Origin of the sequence: Pseudomonas inefficax (assembly GCF_900277125.1) — a bacterium.
GTDB classification, from domain to species: domain Bacteria; phylum Pseudomonadota; class Gammaproteobacteria; order Pseudomonadales; family Pseudomonadaceae; genus Aquipseudomonas; species Aquipseudomonas inefficax.
The window spans coordinates 1-21,851 of the sequence record NZ_OPYN01000048.1 but is presented as its reverse complement, the minus strand read 5'-3'; the positions used below and the strand labels follow the sequence as shown (position 1 = coordinate 21,851).

Below are 21,851 nucleotides of genomic sequence, written 5' to 3'. Positions count from 1 at the left end.
GGCAGTCCTTGGCTCACGCCGTCGGTTCGACGGGGTTTTCCGGCACCTGCAGCGCCACCCACTGCCAGAACAGTACATAAGTGACGCCCAGAATCACTGGGCCAATGAACAGGCCGATGATGCCTTTGACCACCATGCCGCCCAGTGCCCCGATCAGCACCACCGGCATCGGCACATCCACTCCGCGCCCCAGCAGCAGCGGTTTGAGCACGTTGTCGGCAAGCCCGGCGACGAAGGTATAGATGGCGAAGATGATGGTCGCCACGGTAAAGCCTTCGACGTTGAATACGTAGATGATCACCGGCAGCGTGATCAGCGTGGCGGGGGCCTGGGCAATCCCCAGCATGAGGATGACGATCGCCAGCATCCCGGCCCCCGGTACCCCTTTGATGACGAAGCCGACGCCGATCAGCAGCATCTGGATGAAGGCAATGCCGATCACGCCCTGGGCCACCGCACGAATGGTGGCGGTGCACAGCTTGGCCAGTGGCTTGCCGCGCTCCTCGCCCGATACCCGCATGGCGATACGCTGCGCCGCGATTTCACCGCGTTGCCCGAAAGCCATGATCACCCCGGAGATGATGATAGCGCCGATGAATAGCAGGAAGGCTCCACCAGCGCTGGCCGCCGCCCCCAGTACCGTGCGCCCTGCCCCCTTGAGCTGGGGCATCCACTGGTTCAGCACACTGGCCATGTTTTCCGAGGCCGCCAGCCACAGGGCATGCACCTTCGGCCCGATCAGTGGCCAGGCCGCCACCGACTCGGGAGGTGCCGGCACGCTCCAGGCGCCGCTCTTGAGCAGCGTTACCAGGCTGTCCACCGATTCGCCGATGGACATCACCACCAGGTAGATCGGCACCAGCAGCACGACCAGTACCAGAAGAACGACCAGCGTCGCCGAAAGCCCGTCCTTTAGCCCTGTGCGGCGCTGGATGCGGCAATGCAACGGGTACAAGGTCACCGCCAGGATCACCGCCCACAGCATCAGCTCCAGAAACGGCTGAAACGTCTGGAAGGCGAAAATCACCAGTGCAGCCACCAGGCCGGCCTTGATGAGCACATCGAGCAAGCCCCGCGACAGGCTGCTGTCCAGCTTGATACCCGGTTGCATGCTTCACCTCCCAATTCAGGTGCGCCATGTGGCGCGCTTCAATGGCCCGTTTCAGGGCTTGCCTGGGCTGGGCTGTCGTCACGCAACTGCCGCGCCAGAGCCATCATTACCAAGGGCACCACCGCCATCGACAAGGTGATGGCCAGCACCAGCAGGTCATGCACCTGCTGCGCCAGCACCTGATGGTCGAGCGCCAGCTTGAACACCACGAAGGCAAACTCGCCGCCAGATGCCAGCACCACGCCCAGGCACAGCGCCTGGGCCTGGTTGAGCCCACCCGCCATGCGGCCCAGGCCATACAGCAGCGGCAACTTGATAATCACCAGCAGCAGGGTCAGACCCAGCACCAGCAACGGCATGCCGAACAGCAGACGCAGGTCGGCGCTCATCCCCACGCCAACGAAGAACAGCCCCAGCAGCAAACCCTTGAGCGGCTCGATCTGGGTTTCAAGTTCGTGGCGGAAAGGCGACTCGGCCATCAGGACACCTGCCAGAAATGCCCCCAGCGCCATGGACACACCCACGTGCTCCATCACCCAGGCGGTGCCCAGCACTACCAGCAAGGCGGTAGCGGTAGACAGTTCGGGCAGGCCCGAACCGACTGTCCATTTGAAGACAGGGGTCAGCAGGTAGCGGCCAAAGATGATCACCACACCTATGCCAACCGCCACCGCCAGCATCGGCCAGGCACCTTCGTCGGCGGTACTGACATCACCACCGAGCAGTGGCACCACAGCAATCAGCGGGATCGCGGCAATGTCCTGGAACAGCAGGATCGCCACAGCCAAGCGGCCGTGCGGCTTGCCCAGGTCCTTGCGCTCGGCCAGTACCTGCAGGCCAAACGCGGTGGACGACAACGCAAGGCCCAGCCCCAGCACGATGGCGGCCGGCTTCGACTGGCCGAATAGCCAGTACGCCAGCAGGCCAAGCACCGCAGCGCTCAGGCCCACTTGTAGCGAGCCAACGCCAAACAACGCGCGGCGCATGCTCCACAAACGCCGCGGCGACAGCTCCAGCCCGATGACGAACAGCAGCATCACCACGCCCATCTCCGACAGGCGCGCCACGTTATCCGGGTTGTTCAGCAGGCCGAATACCGATGGCCCTATCAGAATGCCCGCCAGCAGATAGCCGGGCACCGCCCCCATTTTCAAACGCTGCGCCAGCGGTACCAGAAGTACCACGGCCAGCAAAAACACCACCGTCGCCTGTAGCAGGCTGCCGTCATGTGGCATAGGTTTGCACCCTCGCTGCTCCCCGCAGGGAGGGGATCAGAAACGCTGTTCCACTTCTTTGAACGGGTAGGCAACGGCCTTGTACTTGCCGATCTTGCCGCGTCTGGGCAGCTTCACTGCCTGCTCCCGGGTGATGTCCTTGTAGGGAATGCGTGTCAGCAGATGGCTGATGATGTTCAGCCGGGCACGCCGCTTGTCGTTGGAGTGGGCCATGAACCAGGGCGCCCAAGCGGTATCCGAGGCGGCAAACATCTCATCACGGGCCTGTGTGTAGTCATCCCAGCGGGTGTAGGACTTGAGGTCCATGGGCGACAGCTTCCACAGCTTGCGGCCGTCATTGATGCGGTCCTGCAGGCGCCGGGTCTGCTCTTCGGCGCTGACCTCGAGCCAGTACTTGATGAGGATGATGCCCGACTCGACCATGACCTTTTCGAACAGCGGCACGCCAGCCAGGAACCGGTCGGCCTGTTCGTTCGAGCAGAAGCCCATCACCCGTTCGACCCCGGCCCGGTTGTACCAGCTGCGATCGAAGATCACCACTTCACCTGCGGCCGGCAGATGGCCGACATAGCGCTGCAGGTACATCTGGGTCTTTTCCCGCTCGGTTGGTGCCGGCAGTGCCACCACGCGGAATACTCTGGGGCTGACGCGCTCGGTGATGGCCTTGATGGTGCCGCCCTTGCCAGCGCCGTCGCGGCCTTCGAAGACAATGCATACCTTCAGTCCCTTGGCCACCACCCACTCCTGCAGCTTCACCAGTTCCACATGCAGCTGCTTGAGTTCCTTCTCGTACGCCTTGCCGCCCAATTTCTCCGGCTGGTCCTTGTGGTCTTTCTTCCTGGACGACTTCGACATGGCACTCTCCTGAGGGCGAATGAAGAGTCAGTATGGTCGATCCATGGCAGTTTTCCGCTTCGCTTGATGTTTTCGCAGGTTGTGCGTCTAGTCGGTTGATTTGGTGGGTGTTCGGCTGACTGTGGGAGCGGGTTCACCCGCGAAAGCGTCGGCAGCTTCACCGACGCATTCGCGGGTGAACCCGCTCCCACAGGGTAGGGTGTGGCCTCGAGGTCGGATTACTTGGCCGGCTTGTTGTAGCCGGTTTATGTTTCCGCTGGCTGTGCGTCTAGTCGATTGATTTGGTGGGTGTTCGGCTGACTGTGGGAGCGGGTTCACCCGCGAATGCGCCGGTAGCTTCACTGACGCATTCGCGGGTAAACCCGCTCCCACAGGGCAGGGTGTGGCCTCAAGGCCGGATTACTTGGCCAGCTTGTTGTAGCTGGTCATCAGGTTGCGGTAATCCGGAATATGGTTGGAGAACAGGGTCCCCAGCCCTTCGATGTCATTGCGCCAGTCGCGGTGCAGCTCGCAAGCCACACCGAACCAGGTCATCAGTTGCGCCCCGGCGGCCTCCATGCGCCGCCAGGCCGAGTCACGAGTCAGTTCGTTGAAGGTGCCGGAGGCGTCGGTGACGACGAATACCTCGAAGCCCTCCTCCAGTGCCGACAGTGCCGGGAAGGCCACGCACACTTCAGTCACCACGCCGGCGATCAGCAGTTGCTTCTTGCCGGTGGCCTTGACGGCCTTGACGAAGTCCTCGTTGTCCCAGGCATTGATGTTGCCAGGGCGGGCGATGTACGGGGCGTCGGGGAACTGCTCTTTCAGCTCGGGCACCAGTGGGCCGTTGGGGCCGGTCTCGAAACTGGTGGTGAGAATGGTCGGCAGCTTGAAGTACTTGGCCAGGTCCGACAGGGCCAGGACGTTGTTCTTGAAGCGGTCGGGGTCGATGTCCCTTACCAGCGAGAGCAGGCCGGTCTGATGGTCGACCAGCAGCACGGCGGCGTTGTTCTTGTCCAGACGCTTGTATTGGAAGGCCATGACGGTTCTCCTTGCTTCAGCAGGTTGGGATTATCAGCGTAGGCAAGGATGAAGGATGGGTGGGACCGTCAGTCGGGTTGCCTGCCAAGGCCGGCGATGGGGCCGCATGGCGGCCCCTGCAATGCTTAGCCAAGCACCTTGCCAGCCACCTCATCGACAGCCGCCTTGGTGATGGCGACGATCTGCTCGGCATCCTCCTGGCTCAGCACCAACGGCGGTGCAAAACCGAGAATGTCACCATGCGGCATGGCCCGGGCGATCATCCCGCGCTCAAGGCATGCTGCCGACACCTGTGGCCCTACTTTCAACGCCGGGTCGAACGCCGTGCGCGCCTCGCGATCAGCCATGAACTCGACCGCACAAAGCATGCCGTCACCCCGTACTTCACCTACCAACGGGTGGCCTTCGAAGGTTTCGCGCATGCGCCGGTTGAGGTAGGCCCCCACCACTTCGGCATTCTCGGTCAGGTTCTCGCGTTCGAGAATATCCAGGTTGGCCAGCGCCGCCGCTGCGCAGATCGGGTGCCCGGAGTAGGTCCAGCCGTGGCCCATGGGGCCGGCTTTCTGCGAGCCTTCTTCGATCACGTTCCACACCTTCTCGCCAACGATCACCGCCGACAGAGGCGCATAGGCGCTGGTCAGGCCCTTGGCCGTAGTGATCAGGTCCGGGCGGATGTCGTAGCGCTGGCTGCCCATCTTCGAGCCCAGGCGGCCGAAGGCGCACACCACTTCGTCGGCGATCAACAGCACATCGTAACGGTCGAGCACGGCCTGGATCGCCTTCCAGTAACCCTTGGGCGGCACGATGATGCCACCGGTGCCCATCAGCGGCTCACCAATGAACGCGGCGACGGTGTCGGGGCCTTCGGCCAGGATCAATTGCTCCAGCTCGTCGGCGCAGTAGCGCACGAAGGCCTGCTCGTCCATGCCGGCCGGTGCCTTGCGGTACCAGTGCGGGCAGACCGTATGCTTGACGCCCTCCACCGGCAGGTCGAAATGTTGGTGGAAGCTTGGCAGGCCGGTAAGGCTGCCGGTCATGATGCCCGAGCCGTGATAGCCACGGTCGCGCGAGATGATCTTCTTCTTGAGTGGGCGCCCCAGGATGTTGTTGTAGTAACGCACCAGCTTGACCTGGGTCTCGTTGGCATCGGAACCCGACAGGCCGTAGTAGACCTTTTTCATCCCGGCCGGCGCCCAGTCGATGATGCGGCTGGAAAGCTCGATGATCGCCTCGGTCGAGTGGCCGACGTAGGTGTGGTAGTACGCCAGCTCCTTGGCCTGGCGATGGATGGCGTCAGCGACCTCGGTACGCCCGTAACCGATGTTCACGCAGTACAGGCCGGCGAAGGCGTCGATCAGTTCGCGGCCTTCGTGGTCACGCAGGCGAATGCCCTCGGCACCGGTGATGATCCGGCCCTTGAGCGCGCCGTTGGCGTGGTCATGGGCGTGGGTCGAGGGGTGCATGAAGTGGGCGCGGTCCTGTTCGAACAGCTGGCTGTAATCTTGGCTCATGGCAAACACTCCTTAGAACTGACCGTGGTGGTGCAAGCAAACGTATTTGGTTTCGACGAAGGGTTCGAAGCCCTCGCTGCCGCCTTCGCGGCCCAGGCCCGAGGCTTTCATGCCGCCGAACGGGATGGGGTGGCCGGTGAACTTGACGCCGTTGATCGCCACCATCGCGTGGTCGAGCCGGCGCACCAGCGGGTGCACGACATCGAGGCGGTTGCCGACGATGTAGGCAGCCAGGCCGTACTCGGTGTCATTGGCCATGGTGATGGCCTGCTCCAGCGTGTCGAACGGCATCACCCCGGCAATCGGCGCGAAGTTTTCTTCCTGGTAGATGCGCATCGCCGGCGTGACATCGGCAAGCACCGTCGGCTGGAAGAACCAGCCACCCAACGCATGGCCCTCGCCACCGACCAGGCGCCGGGCGCCACGCTGCAGGGCATCCTCGACCCGGGCCTGGGTGGCATCGAAGGCGGCCTGGTGCATCAGCGGGCCGATCTCTGCCGCCGTCTCTTCGCCATCGACCATCGCCGGGCCAACCTTCAGCGCCCGCACTGCTTCTGCAAAGCGCACCAGGAATGCTTCGTACAACGGCCGCTGCACCATGATCCGGTTGGCCGCGCAGCAGTCCTGGCCAGACGTCTGGAACTTGGCGGCCACGGCCACCCGCACGGCCAGCTCCAGGTCGGCATCGGCGCAGACGATGAACGGCGCATTACCGCCCAGCTCCAGCGCCACTTTCTTCACATCCTGAGCCGCGGCTTGCAGCACCAGCTTGCCGACCCGGGTCGAGCCGGTGAAGCTGACCGCCCGCACGCGGCTGTCGCGCACCAGGGTTTCCATGGCCATCTGCGGTTCGCCGATCACCACGTTGAACACTCCCGGCGGGAAGCCGGCGTCCTTTGCCAGCTGGGCCAGGGCCAGCGCCGAGAACGGTGTTTCGTGGGCCGGCTTGACCACCACCGTGCAGCCGGCCGCCAACGCCGCAGCCGCCTTGCGGGTGATCATGGCGCTGGGGAAGTTCCATGGGGTGAGCAGCGCGCAGACCCCGACTGGCTCCTTCAGCGTACTGAGTTGGGCTCCCGGAATATGGCTGGGGATGGTCTGCCCGTTGAGGCGCCGGGCCTCCTCGGCAAACCAGGGGATGAAGCTTGCCGCATAGGCGATTTCACCGCGTGCTTCGGCCAGCGGCTTGCCCTGCTCCTCACTGAGAATGCGCGCCAGCGCCTCCTGGTGTTCGAGCATCAATTCGGCCCAGCGCCGCAACAGCGCAGCGCGGCTGCCCAGGCTCTGCTGGCGCCAGGCCGTGAAAGCCCGCTGGGCGGCATCCACTGCGGCGACGATCTGCTCGTGGTCGAGCAGTGGCACATGGCCGATCACCTGGCGGTTGGCCGGGTCATGCACGGCGATGCTGTTGCCGCTGTGGCTGTGCAGCCATTGGCCATCGACGTGGCACAGGCTGTTGAATGGGTAGTGGTGTGACATGACTGTTCTCCATACCTCGTTGTCGTGGCGCCAGGTTCAGGCCAGTACGTCGGCGATCACCGCCAGGGTGTCCCCGCACTGCACCAGGCCGGGAAAGTGCCGGGCTGCGAGCAAGCCACTGCGGCGGGCGCGATACTCGACCGGGGCACTGCCGGTGCGGCGGATGTCGTGGATACGAGCGATCACTTCGCCCTGGCGGACCGTTTCGCCCAGGTCGCGGCACATCTCCAGCAAGCCGTCATGCTCGCTGGCGATGAAACAATCGCCATCGGGCATGTCCAGCAGGGTTGTCTCGCCCTGCTCCACTTCGCCGGCGAGGATGCCGGCGTGGATCAGCACATTGCGCACGCCGCGCTCCGCCAGGGCCACGCTTTTCGCCGTGGAGGTGCCACCACCGCCCAGTTCGGTGGTGATGAACACCTTGCCCTGCTCTTCTGCCGCGGTGTCGTACATCGCCTGCGCATCCAGCTCGAGCATGCGCATGCTGTAGGGCGCGGCGAAGGCCTGCATGCCAGCTTCACAGCGGGCCTGCTGGGCCTTGTCGGGCAGCACATGGCACGCAGCGAACGGCAGAAAATCGAGGGTGCGACCACCGGAGTGGATGTCCAGGACGATATCGGCCAACGGCAGCAAGGTGCGGCGGAAATAGTCGGCGATCTTTTCCGTCACGCTGCCATCAGGCCGGCCAGGGAAGCTGCGGTTGAGGTTGCCCCGGTCGATCGGCGAGGTGCGGGTGCCCGCCTGGAACGCCGGTGTGTTCATGAACGGCACGATGATCACCCGCCCGCTTACCTGCCCGGCCTGCAGCTGCTGGGCCAGCTTGCTCAGTGCCACCGGGCCTTCGTATTCGTCACCGTGATTGCCACCCGTGAGCAAGGCCGTCGGGCCATTGCCGTTCCTGACCACCGTCAGCGGAATCATCACCGCCCCCCAGGCGGAGTCGTCACGCGAGTACGGCAGCTTGAGGAAGCCGTGCTGCACGCCGTCCTGCTCGAAATCCAGGGTACAGGTGATCGGGTTGGCCACCGTGGCGGCGGCCTGTGCGATTGCATTCATGGGTCAGTCCTTCACGAACAGCTGGCGCGGCACGTTGCACAGGGTCTCGACCCCGGTCTCGGTGATGAGGATGCTTTCGGTGATCTCCAGGCCCCAGTCGTCCATCCACAGCCCCGGCATGAAGTGGAAGGTCATGCCCGGTTGCAGCACGCTGCTGTCGCTGGGGCGCAGGCTCATGGTGCGTTCGCCCCAATCTGGCGGGTAGCTGATGCCGATCGGGTAACCACAGCGGCTGTCCTTGTGGATGCCGAACTTCTCCAGTACGCGGAAGAACGCCCTGGCGATGTCACCGGTGGTGTTGCCTGGCCGCGCGGCATCGAGGCCGGCCGCGATACCTTCGACCACCGCCTTTTCGCCATCGAGAAAGTGTTGCGGCGGCTTGCCCAGGTACACGGTGCGCGACAGCGGGCAGTGGTAGCGCTTGTAGCAGCCGGCAATCTCGAAGAACGTGCCGGCGCCGCGGGTGAACGGTGAATCGTCCCAGGTCAGGTGCGGCGCGCTGGCATCAGCGCCGGTCGGCAACAACGGCACGATGGCCGGGTAGTCGCCGCCATGGCCATCTACACCAAGAATGCCGCTGCGGTAGATCTCGGCCACCAGCTCGTTCTTGCGCATGCCGGGCTCGATACGCTCGAGGATGCACCCGTGCATCTGTTCGACGATGCGCGCAGCGATGCGCATGTATTCGATTTCCTGCGGCGACTTGACCGCCCGCTGCCAGTTGACCAGCCCGGCGGCATCGCTGAAACGCGCCTGCGGCAAGTGCTTGCACAGCGCCTGGTAGGCCGCCGCGCTGAAGTAGTAGTTGTCCATCTCCACGCCGATGCTCAGGCCGCCCCAACCCTTGGCCAGAATCACCTCCTGGCACAGGTAGTCCATCGGGTGGCGCTCGCGTGACTGCACATAGATGTCCGGGTAGCCGACGATGTTGTCGTGCTGCATGAACACCGTGCGCCTTGCGCCATTGGCGTCCTGGCCGCGGCCAAACCATATCGGCTCGCCATCGAGCGCCAGCAGCACGCACTGGTGCACGTAGAACGACCAGCCGTCATAGCCGGTGAGCCAGGCCATGTTCGATGGATCGGTAACCAGCAAAAGCTCCAGGCCCTGTGCCTGCATGGCAACGCGGGTCTTGGCCAGGCGCTGGGCGTATTCCTGCCGGCTGAACGGCAGGTTGACCACTGTCTGCGACATACGGATGCCCTTCTTGTGAGTGGGTTGCGAAAACTGTCAGCTGTTAAACGCCAGGCCTTTGTGGGCGGCGATTGCGCGTTCGAAGGCAAGGTTGGCGATGGCGGTGTCCTGGGCCCCGGTGCCGGTCAGGTCGCACAGGGTGACCTCTTCGGCCTGTACGCGGCCCGGGTGCAGGCCGGCGATGATCTGGCCCAGCTCGGAATGAGCGGCCTGTTGGCTGACTGCGCCAGCGCGCAAGGCGTGGTGCAGTTCGCCCAGCACGCGGGTCTGGCTCAGGCGGTCGGCGACATAACGGTCGAGCAGGGCCAGGGCCGTTGGCGCGATCTCGTTCTTGTGCTCGGCGTCCGAGCCCATGGCAGTGATGTGCAGCCCCGGTTGCAGGTGATGCGGCTGAATCAGCGGCTCGCGGCTGGGGGTACAGGTGATGGCGATATCCACCGCCTGCATGGCCTGGTCGACACTGTCGCAAGCCTGTACCTGCAGTTGCCCATCGCGCCCCAGGTCATCACACAAGGCTGCGACTCTCTGCGCATCGCGCCCCCACACCTTGGCCTGCTCGATCGGCCGCACCAGGCGCAGTGCCTGCAGTTGCAGGCGTGCCTGTTCGCCACTGCCGATCAAGGCCACGCTACGGCTGTCCTGCCGCGACAGCCAGCGTGCAGCTACCGCACCGGCTGCAGCGGTGCGCACGGCGGTGAGGTAGCCATTGTCGAGGAGCAAGGCATCGAGCAGGCCCGTGCGGGCTGACAGCAGCATCATCATGCCGTTGAGGCTGGGCAGGCCAAGCTTGGGGTTGTCGAAAAAGCCCGGGCTGACCTTGATCGCGAAACGCTCCAGCCCAGGCAGGTAGGCGGTTTTCACATCTACCTCGCCGTTGTGCTCGGGCACATCCAGGCGCAGGATCGGCGGCATCGCCACCTTGGCCGTGGCAAGCAGGGCAAAGGCCTGCTCGATGGCATCGATCGCGTCGCGGTCGAGGGTGATGCAGCTACGCAGGTCGGCTTCGCTGAGCAAGGTGATGGCCGGCATTCGAATACCTCCAGTGAAGGAAACGTGAATTTCAGGCGTCGCCGCCGTTGATGACGCGCTGATGCTGTGCGCTGTCGACGTTGCGCCCGCTGACCACCACCACGACCGGGCCGCGGGCCGTCACCAGGCCGTCGAGCAGCGCGGCGATGCCGACTGCACCGGCACCTTCGAGTACCAGCCGTTCGTGCTGGTAGGCGTGGCGCATGCCATTGGCGATCGACGCTTCCGGCAGCAGGTGGAGTTGGTCGAGCAGACGCTGGGTCATGCTCAGGGTGTGCTGGTTGCCCAGGCCGATGCCGCCGCCAAGCGAGTCGGCAAGGGTCGGCAGTTCCTCCACCTCGACCGGTTTGCCGGCCTGCAGGCTGGCGTACATCGCAGCGCCGCGCTGCATGCTGATGCCATGGGTGGTGATCGCCGGCTTGATGCTTTTCATGGCCAACGCCACACCCGCGAACAGGCCACCACCGGACAGCGGAATCAGCACCTGCTCCACCTCGGGCAACTGCTCGATGATTTCCAGGCCCAGCGTGCCCTGGCCGGCGATGACCTGGGGGTGATCGAAAGGTGGAATCAGCGTTGCGCCCTGTTGCTCGGCATGTTGTTGCGCGGCCTGTTGGGCGTCGTCCTGGGAGTGGCCGACGATGCAAACCTCGGCACCCAGGTCGCGGATGGCCTGGACCTTGTTGGCTGGCACCAGTTGCGAAAGAAACACGGTTGCCTTCACACCCAGCTGTGCAGCAGCGTGGGCCACTGCCCGCCCGTGATTACCGGTGGAGGCCGTAACCACGCCGCATGCGCGTTGTTCAGCGCTGAGTGCGGCGATGGCGTTGCTGGCGCCGCGCAGCTTGAAGCTGCCGGTGGTCTGCAGGGCTTCGAGCTTCAGGTAGACCGGCGTGCCCAGGTGCCGTGACAGGCTGGGGGAAAGTTCCAGCGGGGTGCTGCGCACCAGGCCGTGAATACGCTGGCGGGCGAGGTAGAGATCGTGAAGCGAGAGCGCTGACATGACCGGGACCCAACAAGTGAGCTGATGTTGGGCGGAGTGTATGAGGCGAAAATTGTCACGATGAATGTACTAGGGCAATTTGCCGGGGAATTTGTTTTTGACTGCACCGGCCTCTTCGCGGGTAAACCCGCTCCCACAGGAATCGCGCACTTCCTGGACCCCGCATGGAACCTGTGGGAGCGGGTTTACCCGCGAAGAGGCCGGTACAGACCGCTCAAAGCTCGTGGATCTGCGGATACTGCCCGAACAACTCCCGCATATAGCCCAAGGCCTGGCGCAGCTTTGCGTCCGAACACTCGGCGCCCACGCACAAGCGCACGGCCCGCGGCCGCGGCGTGCCGCGCACCAGGAACGGCTCCGGTGGCGTCACCGCAATCTGTCGGCGGCGCAAGGCACGCACCAGGCTGTCCACTTCCCAGCGCTCGGGAATGTTCAGCCACGCACCCAGGGCATGGGCGTGCTGGCCACGCACATACTCCCCCAGGTACTCACGCAACAACGCCTGACGCTCGCCCAGCAAGGTGCGCTGCAGCGCCACCAGCTGCGCCGCGCGCCCGTCATTGATCCAGCGCGATGCAATCTCCGCCACCAGGGGTGTGGCCATCCAGCTGTTGACCCGCAAGATGCTCTCGGTGCGCAGCGCCAGGCGCTTGGGCATGGCCAGGTAGCCCACGCGCAGGCCGGTCAGCACCGACTTGGTCATGCTGGTGCAGTAGAACGACAGCTCCGGTGCATAGGAACTGAGCGGCCTGGCATGGCTGCCACCCAGTAGCGGCCCGTAAACGTCATCTTCGATGATATGCACGCCAAAGCGCCGGGCAATTTCGGCAATCTCCTGGCGCCGGCTGTCGGGCATCAGGCTGACGGTCGGGTTGTTGAGGTTGGGCGTGCACACCAGCGCGGTGACCCGCTCGTTGCTGCAGATGTCCTCGAAATGCTCCGGGTTGATACCCTCGCGGTCCATCTCCAGGCCTTTGAGGGTGAAACCGAGCACCTGTGAATTGCCGATCACGCCATGGTCGGTCAACCCCTCGCACAGCACCACGTCATCCGGCCCGGCCAGCGAGGCCAGGGCCAGGAAGATGGCGTGGGCGGCGCCGTTGGTGACCAGCACATCGTCACGCTCGACCTGCATGCCCAGGCCGCCAAGCCAGCGTACCGCGGCCTCGCGGTGGCTCTCGAAACCGGCGATGGGCCGGTAGGCATGGATCCACGGCTGCTCCTCTTCCACGGCCAGCTCGGCGCAGGTGTCGCGCCAGATGCGTTCATGCACCTGGGTGTGCAGGATGCGGGTGATAGAGAAGTCGACCAGGGTACGCTCGGGCAGGTCGATGATGTCATCCGACACACGGTCACTCATGCGCCGGCTGACGAAACTGCCACGGCCGATCTCGCAGCGCACCAGGCCTTGGCGTTCCAGCTCCTTGTAGGCATTGGTCACGGTCTGCACGCTGATGCCCAGGGCATCGGCTACCTGGCGCTGCGGTGGCAGGCGCTGGTCATGTACCAATACGCCGCGCTCGATCTCGCTGGTGACGGCCTGCACCAGGATCTTGTATTTGGACTCGCCGATGCGGGCGGCGTCCAGGGCTGCCTTCCAACTGTGCATCATGATGTTCGCTTCACTTGCCGGGGCCAGGGTCACAGCATCTCCCGTACAAGTGCTTCGGGCAATTGTCCTAGTGCAATGCCATCGCCGTTTCAGCTTTTGTATGCTCGGCCCAAGGTCGAACTCCCGCTGCCTGGCAGCTTCGAACAAACGACCCACCCTGCTTTCGCTGTTTTGCTCCACTGCCTCCTAACACAGAGCCGTCGACGACGGTTTTTATAACAAACAGGAGTTTCATTGATGAGCCAGCCTTTCAACGTTCCACGTCCCTTCCAGCGCCTGCTTATGGCCTGTGCCACCTTCGGCGTGCTCGCCAGCGCCCAGGCCGCGAGCCTGGACGAGATCAAGGAAACCAGCCATATCCGCATCGGCTACGCCAACGAAACCCCGTTCGCCTTCACCGAAACCGATGGCCGGGTAACCGGGGAGTCACCGGAAATCGCCAAGGTCATCTTCGAGAAGATGGGCATCAAGCAGGTCGATGGCGTGCTCACCGAGTGGGGTTCGTTGATCCCGGGCTTGCGCGCCGGGCGCTTCGATGTGATTGCCGCCGGCATGTACATCACCCCGGCACGCTGCAAGCAGGTGATCTTCACCGACCCGCAGTACGCCCTGCCCGATACCCTGCTGGTGGCACAGGGCAATCCGAAGAACCTGCACAGCTACGCCGACATCGCCAGGAACCCGGACGTGAAGCTGGCGATCATGGCCGGCACGGTCAACCTCGCCTATGCCCGCGACTCCGGCATCACCGATGCGCAGATCCTTCAGGTGCCGGACACCACCGCCCAGTTGCAGGCCGTGCGCGCCGGCCGTGCCGACGCTGCCGTGGGCACCCAGCTGACCATGAAGGGCCTGGCGAAAAAGGGTGGCGACAAGGTCGAGGCGATCAGCGACTTCACGGATGACCCGGCCCACACCGGCTACGGTGCCCTGGCCTTCCGCCCCGAGGACAAAGCCCTGCGCGATGCGGTCAACGCCGAGATGAAAAAGTGGCTGGGCAGCGAGGAGCATCTGAAGACCGTCGCGCCGTTCGGCTTCGACCGCAGCAACGTGACTGACAAAACCGCCGCCGAGCTCTGTGCCCAGCAGTGAATCGAGGTGGCATGGCGTTTGCCATGCCAGTCCCTGTGTAATCCGATTATTCAGGTCGAACCATGGGTGAATTGATACCGTTGTTACTGCAAGGCGCCTGGGTCACCATCCAGGTCACCTTCTTCGGCTCGCTGCTGGCCATCGTCGCCGCGATCCTCGCCGCCCTCGGCCGGCGTTCGTCATGGCGGCCATTGAGCTGGCTGTGCGTGGCCTACATCGAGCTGTTCCGCGGCACCTCGTTGCTGGTGCAGTTGTTCTGGCTGTTCTTCGTATTGCCGCTGCCACCGTTCAACCTCGAACTCAGCGCCTACACCGTGGCCATCGTCGGCCTCGGGCTGCATATCGGTGCCTACGGTGCCGAAGTGATGCGCGGGGCGATCAGCTCGGTGGCCAAGGGGCAGTACGAAGCCTGCACCGCGCTGAACATGCCCGCCACCATCCGCTTCCGGCGGATCATCCTGCCGCAGGCATTGCTGGCGGCCATCGCACCTGGCACCAACCTGCTGATCGAACTGCTGAAAAACACCTCGCTGGTGTCGCTGATCACCCTGTCGGACCTTAGCTTCCGCGCCCGTCAGCTGGACCAGGCGACTTTCCAGACCCTGGAAATCTTCAGCCTCACCCTGCTGCTCTACTTCGTCCTGGCGCAGGTCATCAACTTCCTCATGCGTCGGGTCGAACGGCGCCTTAGCCGCGGTCGCCTGCGGGGGAGCCTGTCATGAATTTCTGGGACTGGAACTACGTCGCGCAAATCCTGCCCGACTTGCTGCAGGCGTCGCTGAAAACCCTGGGCATCACCTTGGTAGGCTTCCTGATTGCGGTGGTGCTGGGCCTGTTCCTGGCCATCGCCCGGCGCAGCCGTCAGGCCTGGCTGTCGTGGCCGGTGGCATTGCTGATCGAGTTCATCCGCAGTACACCGCTGCTGATCCAGGTGTATTTCCTCTATTACGTGCTGCCCAACTACGGCGTCAACATGACCGCCATGCAGGCTGGCATCATCGGTATCGGCGTGCACTACGCCTGTTACCTGGCCGAGGTTTACCGCGGCGGCCTCGACTCGGTGGCGCGCAGCCAATGGGAAGCGGTAGTCGCCCTCAACTTCGCACCGTGGACCGCCTACCGGGCAGTCATCCTGCCCCAGGCGATTCGGCCGATCCTGCCGCCGTTGGGCAACTACCTGATCGCCATGCTCAAGGACACCCCGGTGCTGTCGGCCATCACCGTGGTGGAAATCATGCAGCAGGCCAAGAACGTCGGCTCGGAAAGCTTCCGCTACCTCGAGCCGATCACCCTGGTCGGTCTGTTCTTCCTGGCCTTGAGCGTCGCTCTGGCCTACCTCGTTCGGCGCCTTGAAGTGCGCCTGGAGCTCCGCTGATGATCGCCCCTGTGACCCACTTCGCCACTGCCACCGCCACCCAGCCGCTGGACACCCACATGCCCACACCGGCCATTGCCCAACCGATCGTCAGCTTCAAGGACGTGACCAAACGCTACGGCAGCTTCACCGTGCTCGACGGCCTCAACCTCGATGTCGCCCCCGGCGAAAAGGTGGCGATCATCGGCCCCAGCGGCTCGGGCAAGTCGACGTTGCTGCGGGTACTGATGACGCTTGAAGGCATCGACCAGGGCATGATCGAAGTCGATGGCGAATCGCTCACCCACATGCCCGGGCGCAACGGCGCGCAGCTCATCGCCAACGAGCGCCATGTACGCAAGGTGCGGGCGAAGATCGGCATGGTGTTCCAGAGCTTCAACCTGTTCCCGCACATGAGTGCCTTGCAGAACGTGATCGAGGCCCCGGTCCAGGTGTTGGGCGTGAAGCCGGCCGAGGCGCGCGAACGGGCAGCCGAGCTGCTGGAGATGGTTGGCCTGGGCAACAAGTTCGAGCACTACCCCTCGCAATTGTCCGGTGGCCAGCAACAGCGCGTGGCGATTGCCCGGGCACTGGCGATGCGGCCCAAGGTGATGCTGTTCGACGAAGTGACCTCGGCGCTGGACCCGGAACTGTGTGGCGAGGTGCTGAACGTGATCCGCCGGTTGGGCAGCGAGCACAACCTGACCATGCTGATGGTGACGCATCAGATGGGCTTTGCCCGCGAGTTCGCGGATCGGGTGTGCTTCTTCTACAAGGGGCAGATCCACGAACAGGGGACGCCGGCGCAGATCTACGAAAACCCGCAGCAGGAGCGGACCCGTGCATTCCTCAGTGCCGTGCGGGAGGCGAACTGACCTGCGATCGTCGCTTCAGTATGACCCTGTGGGAGCGGGCGCGCCCGCGAACACCGGCGAAGCCGGTGCCATGCTCCGCGTTGCATGCTTCGCGGGCACGCCCGCTCCCACAGGATGCGCGGCGCGAAACCTGCCTTTCAACCCGCCGATACTGCTGTTTGGGGCCCGCTTTGAATATTCGTTGCAGTCAGATGACAGTTGGATAGCTGAAAGCCCTTTGGGCTGCGCTGTAGCGTAGAGAGCCGAATTCGCAAGCGGTCCGCATACCCTGTGGGAGCGGCTTTAGCCGCGAAGAATCCAACGCGGTGCCTGGCACCGGCTGCGCCGGTGTTCGCGGCTAAAGCCGCTCCCACAGGGTCCCTGCTAATTCAATGAATTATGTGCAGCCTTATGAGAGCGGGCACGCCCGCTCCCACAGGATATGCGGCGCGATACCCAAGCAAGCGCAGCCATCACTTCACAAATTCCTGAACTGATTATTTGCCCGCAGCGATTTTTCCCCTCGCCAACCGCCACCAGAATCGCTTCACCACAATCACAAGAACCGTGAGGCCACTCCCGTGGACCAGACACTCCAGGTACGGCAGGCCGCCGCCGACCTCGTTGCCGCGTTCGCCAGCAACGACACCGCTCGCTATTTTGCCTGCTTCAGCGAAGACGCCACCTTCCTTTTCCACACCCTGCCGCAACCGCTGCTGTCGCGCCATGCCTACGAGCAACTCTGGGCCCAGTGGCAGGCCGACGGGTTTGCGGTATTGGCCTGCGAATCGGGCAATGCCCAGGTGAGCCTGCAAGGTGACGTGGCGATCTTCATGCACGATGTGGCCACGCACATCCGCATCGCCGGTGAAGAACACCACTTGAGCGAGCGCGAGACCATCGTCTTCCGCCGCCACGGCGAACGGTGGCTGGCCTGCCACGAGCACCTGTCGGTCGTATCGCCGGCCTGATCATCCCTTCACGCGGCCCTGCCGCCCTGCCATCGCACCCACAATAAGGCCCGCGTACTGCGCCGGCCCACAACAACCGCGCTGGAGCATCACCATGAGCCACTCGACCGGTATCGAGACCAACGGCGTCGAACAGATCCCCGACGATCAACGCGACGCCTCCCCGCTGGACCTGTTCCGCCTGATCTTCGGCGGCGCCAATACCTTTGCCACGGCCGTACTGGGCAGCTTCCCGGTGCTGTTCGGGCTGTCGTTCCAGGCCGGCGTGTGGGCGATCCTGCTCGGCGTTGGCGTGGGCGCGCTGATCCTCGCGCCCATGGGCCTGTTCGGCGCGCTCAACGGCACCAACAACGCGGTGTCGTCGGGTGCGCACTTTGGCGTGCACGGGCGCATCGTCGGTTCGTTCCTGTCGCTGCTCACCGCGGTGGCGTTCTTTTCGCTGTCGGTGTGGAGCTCGGGCGATGCCCTGGTCGGCGGCGCCAAGCGCCTGGCCGGCCTGCCGGAAACCGACCTGACCCTGGGCCTGGCCTACGGCCTGTTCGCGGTACTGGTGCTGGTGGTGTGCATCTTCGGCTTCCGCTTCATGCTGTGGGTGAACAAGATTGCCGTGTGGGCCTCGAGCCTGTTGTTCCTGCTGGGCATCGTTGCCTTTGCCGGGCCGTTCGATGCCGGTTACGCGGGCAGCGTCAACCTCGGCCAGGCGGGCTTCTGGGCGGCATTCGTCGGTGCGGCGATCCTGGCCATGAGCAACCCGGTGTCGTTCGGTGCGTTCCTCGGCGACTGGTCGCGCTACATCCCGCGTGAAACGCCCAAGGCGCGCATCATGCTGGCGGTGATCGCGGCCCAAGGCGCGACACTCATCCCGTTCCTGTTCGGCCTGTGCACCGCCACCCTGGTGGCCACCCAGGCACCGGACTACATCGCTGCCAACAACTACGTCGGTGGCCTGCTGGCGGTGGCGCCAAGCTGGTTCTTCCTGCCGGTGTGCCTGATTGCAGTGATCGGCGGCATGTCCACTGGCACCACGGCGCTGTACGGCACCGGCCTGGACATGTCCAGCGTGTTCCCGCGCCTGCTCAGCCGTGCCGGCGCCACACTGCTAATCGGCGTGCTGGCGATCGGTTTCATCTTCATCGGCCGTTTCACCTTCAACCTGGTGCAGAGCGTGTCGACCTTCGCCGTGCTGATCATCACCTGCACCAGCCCGTGGATGGTGATCATGATCCTCGGCCTGATCACTCGCCGCGGCTTCTACCATGCCGACGACCTGCAGGTGTTCACCCGCGGCCAGCGTGGCGGCCACTACTGGTTCCTGCATGGCTGGAACTGGCGCGGCATGGGGGCATGGATCCCCAGCGCGGCGGTCGGCCTGTGCTTCGTCAACCTGCCTGGGCAGTTCGTCGGCCCGCTGGGCGACCTGGCCGGCGGCATCGACCTGAGCCTGCCGGTCACCCTGGGGCTGGCAGGCGTCCTGTACCTGCTGCTGCTCAACCTGTTCCCCGAACCTGCCGGCGTGTATGGCCCCCAGGGCCCGCGTTGGGTGCGTTGCAAAAGCACCGCGCACACGCCGGTAACCACCGCCGAAATGGCCTGACTGGAAACCGACCATGACCACTTCCCACTACATTGCCGGCCGCTGGGTCGAAGGCCAGGGCAGCGACTGCATCAGCGTCAATGACCCGGCCCTTGGGCAACCGTTTGCCGAACTGATGGCCGCCAGCGTCGCCCAGGTAGACCAGGCGGTGAGCGCTGCCCGTGGCGCCCTGCCCGCCTGGAAAATCACCAGCGCCAGCAAACGCGCCGCCTACCTGCGCGGCTTTGCCGAACAACTCGGGCAGCGCCGTGAAGCGTTGATCACCTTGCAGATGCGCAACAACGGCAAGCCACGTCACGAGGCGGAAATCGACCTGGACGACGCCATTGCCACCTTCGGCTACTACGCCGAACTGGCCGAGCAACTGCCATCGAAAAACCGTGATGTGCCGTTGGCTGCGCCGGGCTTCAGCGCTCGCACCCGCCTGGAACCGGTGGGCGTGGTCGGCCTGATCGTGCCGTGGAACTTCCCGCTGGTGACCAGCGCCTGGAAGCTCGCCCCGGCCCTGGCCGCCGGTTGCACCGTGGTGCTCAAGCCGTCGGAAGTCACCCCACTGATCGAACAGGCCTATGGCCAGATTGCCGATGCCCTGGGGCTGCCGGCCGGGGTGTTGAACATCGTCAACGGCAAGGCCGAGACCGGCGCCGCACTGAGCAATCACAATGGCTTGGACAAGTTGTCGTTCACCGGCAGCAATAGTGTCGGCAGCCAGGTAATGCGCAGCGCTTCGGCGCAGTGCCGGCCGGTGACGCTGGAGTTGGGCGGCAAGTCGGCGATCGTGGTGTTCGATGATTGCGACGTGGGCCAGGCGGTGGAATGGATCGTCGCGGGCATCACCTGGAACGCCGGGCAGATGTGCTCGGCCACTTCGCGGCTGCTGGTGCAGGAAGGCATCGCCGATGCGCTGTTGCCGCGCTTGCAGGCTGCACTGGAAAACCTGCGGGTTGGTAATCCGTTGAGCGAAGAGGTCGACATGGGGCCGCTGACCAGCCAGGCGCAGTGGCTGAAGGTGGCCGGTTACTTTGCCACGGCTCGGGAAGAAGGCCTGCAGTGCCTGGCCGGAGGCAAGGCGCTGGACCGGGATGGCTGGTTCGTCAGCCCGACGCTGTATGCCGATGTGCCGAAAGACAGCCGCCTGTGGACCGAGGAAATCTTTGGCCCGGTGCTGTGCGCGCGCCGCTTTGCGACCGAGGAACAGGCGATTGCCGAGGCCAACGATAGCCGTTTCGGGCTGGTGGCGACGGTGTGCTCCGCCGACCTGGAGCGCGCCGAGCGGGTGGCCGATGCCCTGGAGGTTGGCCATGTGTGGATCAACTCGGTACAGGCGGTGTTCGTCGAGACCTCGTGGGGTGGTACCAAGGGCAGCGGGATCGGGCGTGAGCTGGGGCCTTGGGGGTTGTCCGCCTACCAGTCGGTCAAGCATGTGACGCGGTGTTTGGGCTAGGGGTTCGTCGAGAGGCTTTCAGCGTCTGTTAGACCGAGCGTCGCCCGCGCGGCGCTCGATTTGTGCACCACCACAAAATTCAAGCCAGGCCCCCCGACATTCGTAAGACTTTTCCCAACCTGAAACCAAATGCTTCAGCTGGAGGTAGCTTGGGAATTATCCTACCCGCGTCGCAGCCGTTTCTCTGTTGTTGAACATGAGCATCAGGGCTAATTTCCCCGGGTCGTCACAATTGGCGATTGGGTGTGAGAGCCCAGCTTCATGAGGGGATCAGCGCTGCAATGGCAGCTGTGCGTGGGCAGGCCTTTGGCCTGGCCGGTTTTTGCTGACTCCCTACCGGACTCTCACCCCGCGTACGGCTGCCACCCTTGTTCTGTGAGAGGAATGTCGGCGGTGGCTCTTTTCCACTCAAGAGAGTCAGCCCATGAAAAAAGTCGTTCCAGATCCACCTGTCAAAGCCCCTTCGTTCTACACCATCAACAACGACTTGCCCTCACCCGAGGCGCTGCGATATGTCTCGCAGTTGCTGCTCGGCATCGAGGACACCCTGGACGAATACATCTGCGCCAACGCTGGCGAACCGGGCATCGGGTTGTTGGTCAATACTGTGCATAATGTGCAAATGACCCGGGCGCTCAACCAGTTGCTGTTGAACCGCGAGTAAGGCTTGGAATTGATGCCGAGCTCACCGGCCCCTTCGCGGGTAAACCCGCTCCCACAGGGATAGCGCAGGCCTGAGCAGCACCGTACCTGTGGGAGTGGGCTTGCCCGCGAAGAGGCCGGTACAGGCTTCACAGGATATGTCGCAAAAAAGCCATTTCGAGAACACGTTTGGTAAATATGTCGCTGCCAACGACACATAGATGCAGCACTGAACGAGGCCGAGATCATGACCTATGACGACAAGTTGATCGAAGAAGCTGTACTTGCCCTGCTAGCCACCTTCAGCTTCAACGGAGGCAGTGCCTGGAAAGGTTTTGACTTCGAGGTAATGAACAATCTGCATGAGCAAGGCTTTATTACTCAACCGCGGGGCAAGGCGAAATCAGTTCGGTTGACACCTGAAGGCATGGAGCGAGGGAAGCAAATCGCAGATCAGCTGTTCGCTGAAAAAACCGAACAGTAATGATACCGGGACTCCTTTGCGGTGCAGGCCTGAACTGTGGGAGCGGGCTTGCCCGCGAAGAGGCCGGTACAGACGACACAAAACTCTGCCCCCGCGTGACTTTCCCCTCCCCCCGAAAAGTCCCACTTCCTGGTACCCCCACAATCACAACACCAGGCCGGACCACCCATGCATCCTCAACGCACCGCCTTGCACAACGAACTGCACGCCCGCCCGTCGCTGTATTTCGACGGCCCGGCGCATGTCTTCCATCTGGCCTTGCTCGGCGGCGATGCTGCCTGTGCGGCACTGCTGCAACGCTGCTGCCCGGA

21 protein-coding genes are annotated in these 21,851 nt (G+C 63.9%); 10 read left to right on the top strand and 11 right to left on the bottom strand.

Annotated features, from left to right (window positions below):
• Nucleotides 1-13 precede the first annotated feature (13 nt).
• The 11 genes from JV551A3_RS05335 to ehuR all read right to left on the bottom strand — a co-directional run bounded on the left by JV551A3_RS05335 (nt 14) and on the right by ehuR (nt 13,102).
• Nucleotides 14-1,111 (bottom strand): AI-2E family transporter, encoded by a 1,098-nt coding sequence (locus tag JV551A3_RS05335; protein ID WP_133970249.1) that lies wholly within the window; start codon nt 1,109-1,111, stop codon nt 14-16.
• 38 nt (nt 1,112-1,149) lie between these two features.
• Complete coding sequence (locus JV551A3_RS05330) at nt 1,150-2,346, bottom strand: monovalent cation:proton antiporter-2 (CPA2) family protein (RefSeq protein ID WP_133970248.1); 1,197 nt, start codon at nt 2,344-2,346, stop codon at nt 1,150-1,152.
• A gap of 36 nt (nt 2,347-2,382) precedes the next feature.
• Nucleotides 2,383-3,201, bottom strand: a complete 819-nt coding sequence (gene ppk2 / locus JV551A3_RS05325; protein ID WP_133970247.1) for a polyphosphate kinase 2 — start codon at nt 3,199-3,201, stop codon at nt 2,383-2,385.
• A 399-nt stretch (nt 3,202-3,600) separates the two neighbouring features.
• On the bottom strand, nt 3,601-4,221 hold the full coding sequence (gene ycaC, locus JV551A3_RS05310; RefSeq protein ID WP_010951959.1) for an isochorismate family cysteine hydrolase YcaC: 621 nt from the start codon (nt 4,219-4,221) through the stop codon (nt 3,601-3,603).
• Nucleotides 4,222-4,346: 125 nt separating this feature from the next.
• Complete coding sequence (locus JV551A3_RS05305; protein ID WP_133970244.1) at nt 4,347-5,732, bottom strand: aspartate aminotransferase family protein; 1,386 nt, start codon at nt 5,730-5,732, stop codon at nt 4,347-4,349.
• Nucleotides 5,733-5,744: 12 nt separating this feature from the next.
• Nucleotides 5,745-7,211, bottom strand: a complete 1,467-nt coding sequence (locus JV551A3_RS05300; RefSeq protein ID WP_133970243.1) for an NAD-dependent succinate-semialdehyde dehydrogenase — start codon at nt 7,209-7,211, stop codon at nt 5,745-5,747.
• A gap of 36 nt (nt 7,212-7,247) precedes the next feature.
• Complete coding sequence (gene doeB / locus JV551A3_RS05295; protein ID WP_133970242.1) at nt 7,248-8,267, bottom strand: N(2)-acetyl-L-2,4-diaminobutanoate deacetylase DoeB; 1,020 nt, start codon at nt 8,265-8,267, stop codon at nt 7,248-7,250.
• A gap of 3 nt (nt 8,268-8,270) precedes the next feature.
• Nucleotides 8,271-9,461, bottom strand: a complete 1,191-nt coding sequence (doeA, locus tag JV551A3_RS05290; RefSeq protein WP_133970241.1) for an ectoine hydrolase DoeA — start codon at nt 9,459-9,461, stop codon at nt 8,271-8,273.
• A gap of 36 nt (nt 9,462-9,497) precedes the next feature.
• Nucleotides 9,498-10,490 (bottom strand): ectoine utilization protein EutC, encoded by a 993-nt coding sequence (gene eutC / locus JV551A3_RS05285; protein WP_133970240.1) that lies wholly within the window; start codon nt 10,488-10,490, stop codon nt 9,498-9,500.
• 31 nt (nt 10,491-10,521) lie between these two features.
• Nucleotides 10,522-11,493, bottom strand: coding sequence for a hydroxyectoine utilization dehydratase EutB (gene eutB / locus JV551A3_RS05280; protein ID WP_133970239.1), 972 nt, complete (start codon nt 11,491-11,493; stop codon nt 10,522-10,524).
• Between the two features lie 214 nt (nt 11,494-11,707).
• A complete protein-coding gene (gene ehuR / locus JV551A3_RS05275) occupies nt 11,708-13,102 on the bottom strand; it encodes a MocR-like ectoine utilization transcription factor EhuR (protein ID WP_133970270.1) in 1,395 nt (464 codons plus the stop codon).
• Between the two features lie 240 nt (nt 13,103-13,342).
• Here ehuR and ehuB point away from each other — a divergent pair, with 240 nt between their 5' ends.
• From ehuB to JV551A3_RS05220, 10 genes are all read left to right on the top strand, one after another.
• Complete coding sequence (gene ehuB / locus JV551A3_RS05270) at nt 13,343-14,197, top strand: ectoine/hydroxyectoine ABC transporter substrate-binding protein EhuB (RefSeq protein WP_177421250.1); 855 nt, start codon at nt 13,343-13,345, stop codon at nt 14,195-14,197.
• 62 nt (nt 14,198-14,259) lie between these two features.
• Nucleotides 14,260-14,919: an ectoine/hydroxyectoine ABC transporter permease subunit EhuC gene (gene ehuC / locus JV551A3_RS05265; RefSeq protein ID WP_046616765.1), complete on the top strand. Its 660-nt coding sequence runs from the start codon at nt 14,260-14,262 to the stop codon at nt 14,917-14,919.
• Nucleotides 14,916-15,572 (top strand): ectoine/hydroxyectoine ABC transporter permease subunit EhuD, encoded by a 657-nt coding sequence (gene ehuD / locus JV551A3_RS05260; protein WP_003256382.1) that lies wholly within the window; start codon nt 14,916-14,918, stop codon nt 15,570-15,572. The genes ehuC and ehuD overlap by 4 nt, the downstream gene beginning before the upstream one ends.
• A gap of 59 nt (nt 15,573-15,631) precedes the next feature.
• Nucleotides 15,632-16,426, top strand: coding sequence for an ectoine/hydroxyectoine ABC transporter ATP-binding protein EhuA (gene ehuA / locus JV551A3_RS05255; RefSeq protein ID WP_075046875.1), 795 nt, complete (start codon nt 15,632-15,634; stop codon nt 16,424-16,426).
• A gap of 560 nt (nt 16,427-16,986) precedes the next feature.
• Complete coding sequence (locus tag JV551A3_RS05245) at nt 16,987-17,376, top strand: YybH family protein (protein WP_133970235.1); 390 nt, start codon at nt 16,987-16,989, stop codon at nt 17,374-17,376.
• A 94-nt stretch (nt 17,377-17,470) separates the two neighbouring features.
• Nucleotides 17,471-18,970: a purine-cytosine permease family protein gene (locus JV551A3_RS05240; protein ID WP_085693076.1), complete on the top strand. Its 1,500-nt coding sequence runs from the start codon at nt 17,471-17,473 to the stop codon at nt 18,968-18,970.
• Between the two features lie 13 nt (nt 18,971-18,983).
• Nucleotides 18,984-20,414, top strand: coding sequence for an aldehyde dehydrogenase family protein (locus JV551A3_RS05235; protein WP_133970234.1), 1,431 nt, complete (start codon nt 18,984-18,986; stop codon nt 20,412-20,414).
• A 424-nt stretch (nt 20,415-20,838) separates the two neighbouring features.
• On the top strand, nt 20,839-21,078 hold the full coding sequence (locus JV551A3_RS05230; protein ID WP_133970233.1) for a hypothetical protein: 240 nt from the start codon (nt 20,839-20,841) through the stop codon (nt 21,076-21,078).
• A 225-nt stretch (nt 21,079-21,303) separates the two neighbouring features.
• Nucleotides 21,304-21,540, top strand: coding sequence for a DUF6429 family protein (locus JV551A3_RS05225; RefSeq protein WP_085720823.1), 237 nt, complete (start codon nt 21,304-21,306; stop codon nt 21,538-21,540).
• A 168-nt stretch (nt 21,541-21,708) separates the two neighbouring features.
• The coding region (locus JV551A3_RS05220) for a DUF3422 family protein (RefSeq protein WP_133978404.1) at nt 21,709-21,851 on the top strand (143 nt) is incomplete at its 3' end.

Bases quoted from the DNA above. Each gene is read 5' to 3' on its own strand.
- JV551A3_RS05335 (WP_133970249.1), bottom strand. From the start codon at position 1,111: ATGCAACCGGGTATCAAGCTGGACAGCAGCCTGTCGCGGGGCTTGCTC.
- JV551A3_RS05330 (WP_133970248.1), bottom strand. From the start codon at position 2,346: ATGCCACATGACGGCAGCCTGCTACAGGCGACGGTGGTGTTTTTGCTG.
- ppk2 (WP_133970247.1), bottom strand. From the start codon at position 3,201: ATGTCGAAGTCGTCCAGGAAGAAAGACCACAAGGACCAGCCGGAGAAA.
- ycaC (WP_010951959.1), bottom strand. From the start codon at position 4,221: ATGGCCTTCCAATACAAGCGTCTGGACAAGAACAACGCCGCCGTGCTG.
- JV551A3_RS05305 (WP_133970244.1), bottom strand. From the start codon at position 5,732: ATGAGCCAAGATTACAGCCAGCTGTTCGAACAGGACCGCGCCCACTTC.
- JV551A3_RS05300 (WP_133970243.1), bottom strand. From the start codon at position 7,211: ATGTCACACCACTACCCATTCAACAGCCTGTGCCACGTCGATGGCCAA.
- doeB (WP_133970242.1), bottom strand. From the start codon at position 8,267: ATGAATGCAATCGCACAGGCCGCCGCCACGGTGGCCAACCCGATCACC.
- doeA (WP_133970241.1), bottom strand. From the start codon at position 9,461: ATGTCGCAGACAGTGGTCAACCTGCCGTTCAGCCGGCAGGAATACGCC.
- eutC (WP_133970240.1), bottom strand. From the start codon at position 10,490: ATGCCGGCCATCACCTTGCTCAGCGAAGCCGACCTGCGTAGCTGCATC.
- eutB (WP_133970239.1), bottom strand. From the start codon at position 11,493: ATGTCAGCGCTCTCGCTTCACGATCTCTACCTCGCCCGCCAGCGTATT.
- ehuR (WP_133970270.1), bottom strand. From the start codon at position 13,102: ATGCACAGTTGGAAGGCAGCCCTGGACGCCGCCCGCATCGGCGAGTCC.
- ehuB (WP_177421250.1), top strand. From the start codon at position 13,343: ATGAGCCAGCCTTTCAACGTTCCACGTCCCTTCCAGCGCCTGCTTATG.
- ehuC (WP_046616765.1), top strand. From the start codon at position 14,260: ATGGGTGAATTGATACCGTTGTTACTGCAAGGCGCCTGGGTCACCATC.
- ehuD (WP_003256382.1), top strand. From the start codon at position 14,916: ATGAATTTCTGGGACTGGAACTACGTCGCGCAAATCCTGCCCGACTTG.
- ehuA (WP_075046875.1), top strand. From the start codon at position 15,632: ATGCCCACACCGGCCATTGCCCAACCGATCGTCAGCTTCAAGGACGTG.
- JV551A3_RS05240 (WP_085693076.1), top strand. From the start codon at position 17,471: ATGAGCCACTCGACCGGTATCGAGACCAACGGCGTCGAACAGATCCCC.
- JV551A3_RS05235 (WP_133970234.1), top strand. From the start codon at position 18,984: ATGACCACTTCCCACTACATTGCCGGCCGCTGGGTCGAAGGCCAGGGC.
- JV551A3_RS05230 (WP_133970233.1), top strand. From the start codon at position 20,839: ATGAAAAAAGTCGTTCCAGATCCACCTGTCAAAGCCCCTTCGTTCTAC.
- JV551A3_RS05225 (WP_085720823.1), top strand. From the start codon at position 21,304: ATGACCTATGACGACAAGTTGATCGAAGAAGCTGTACTTGCCCTGCTA.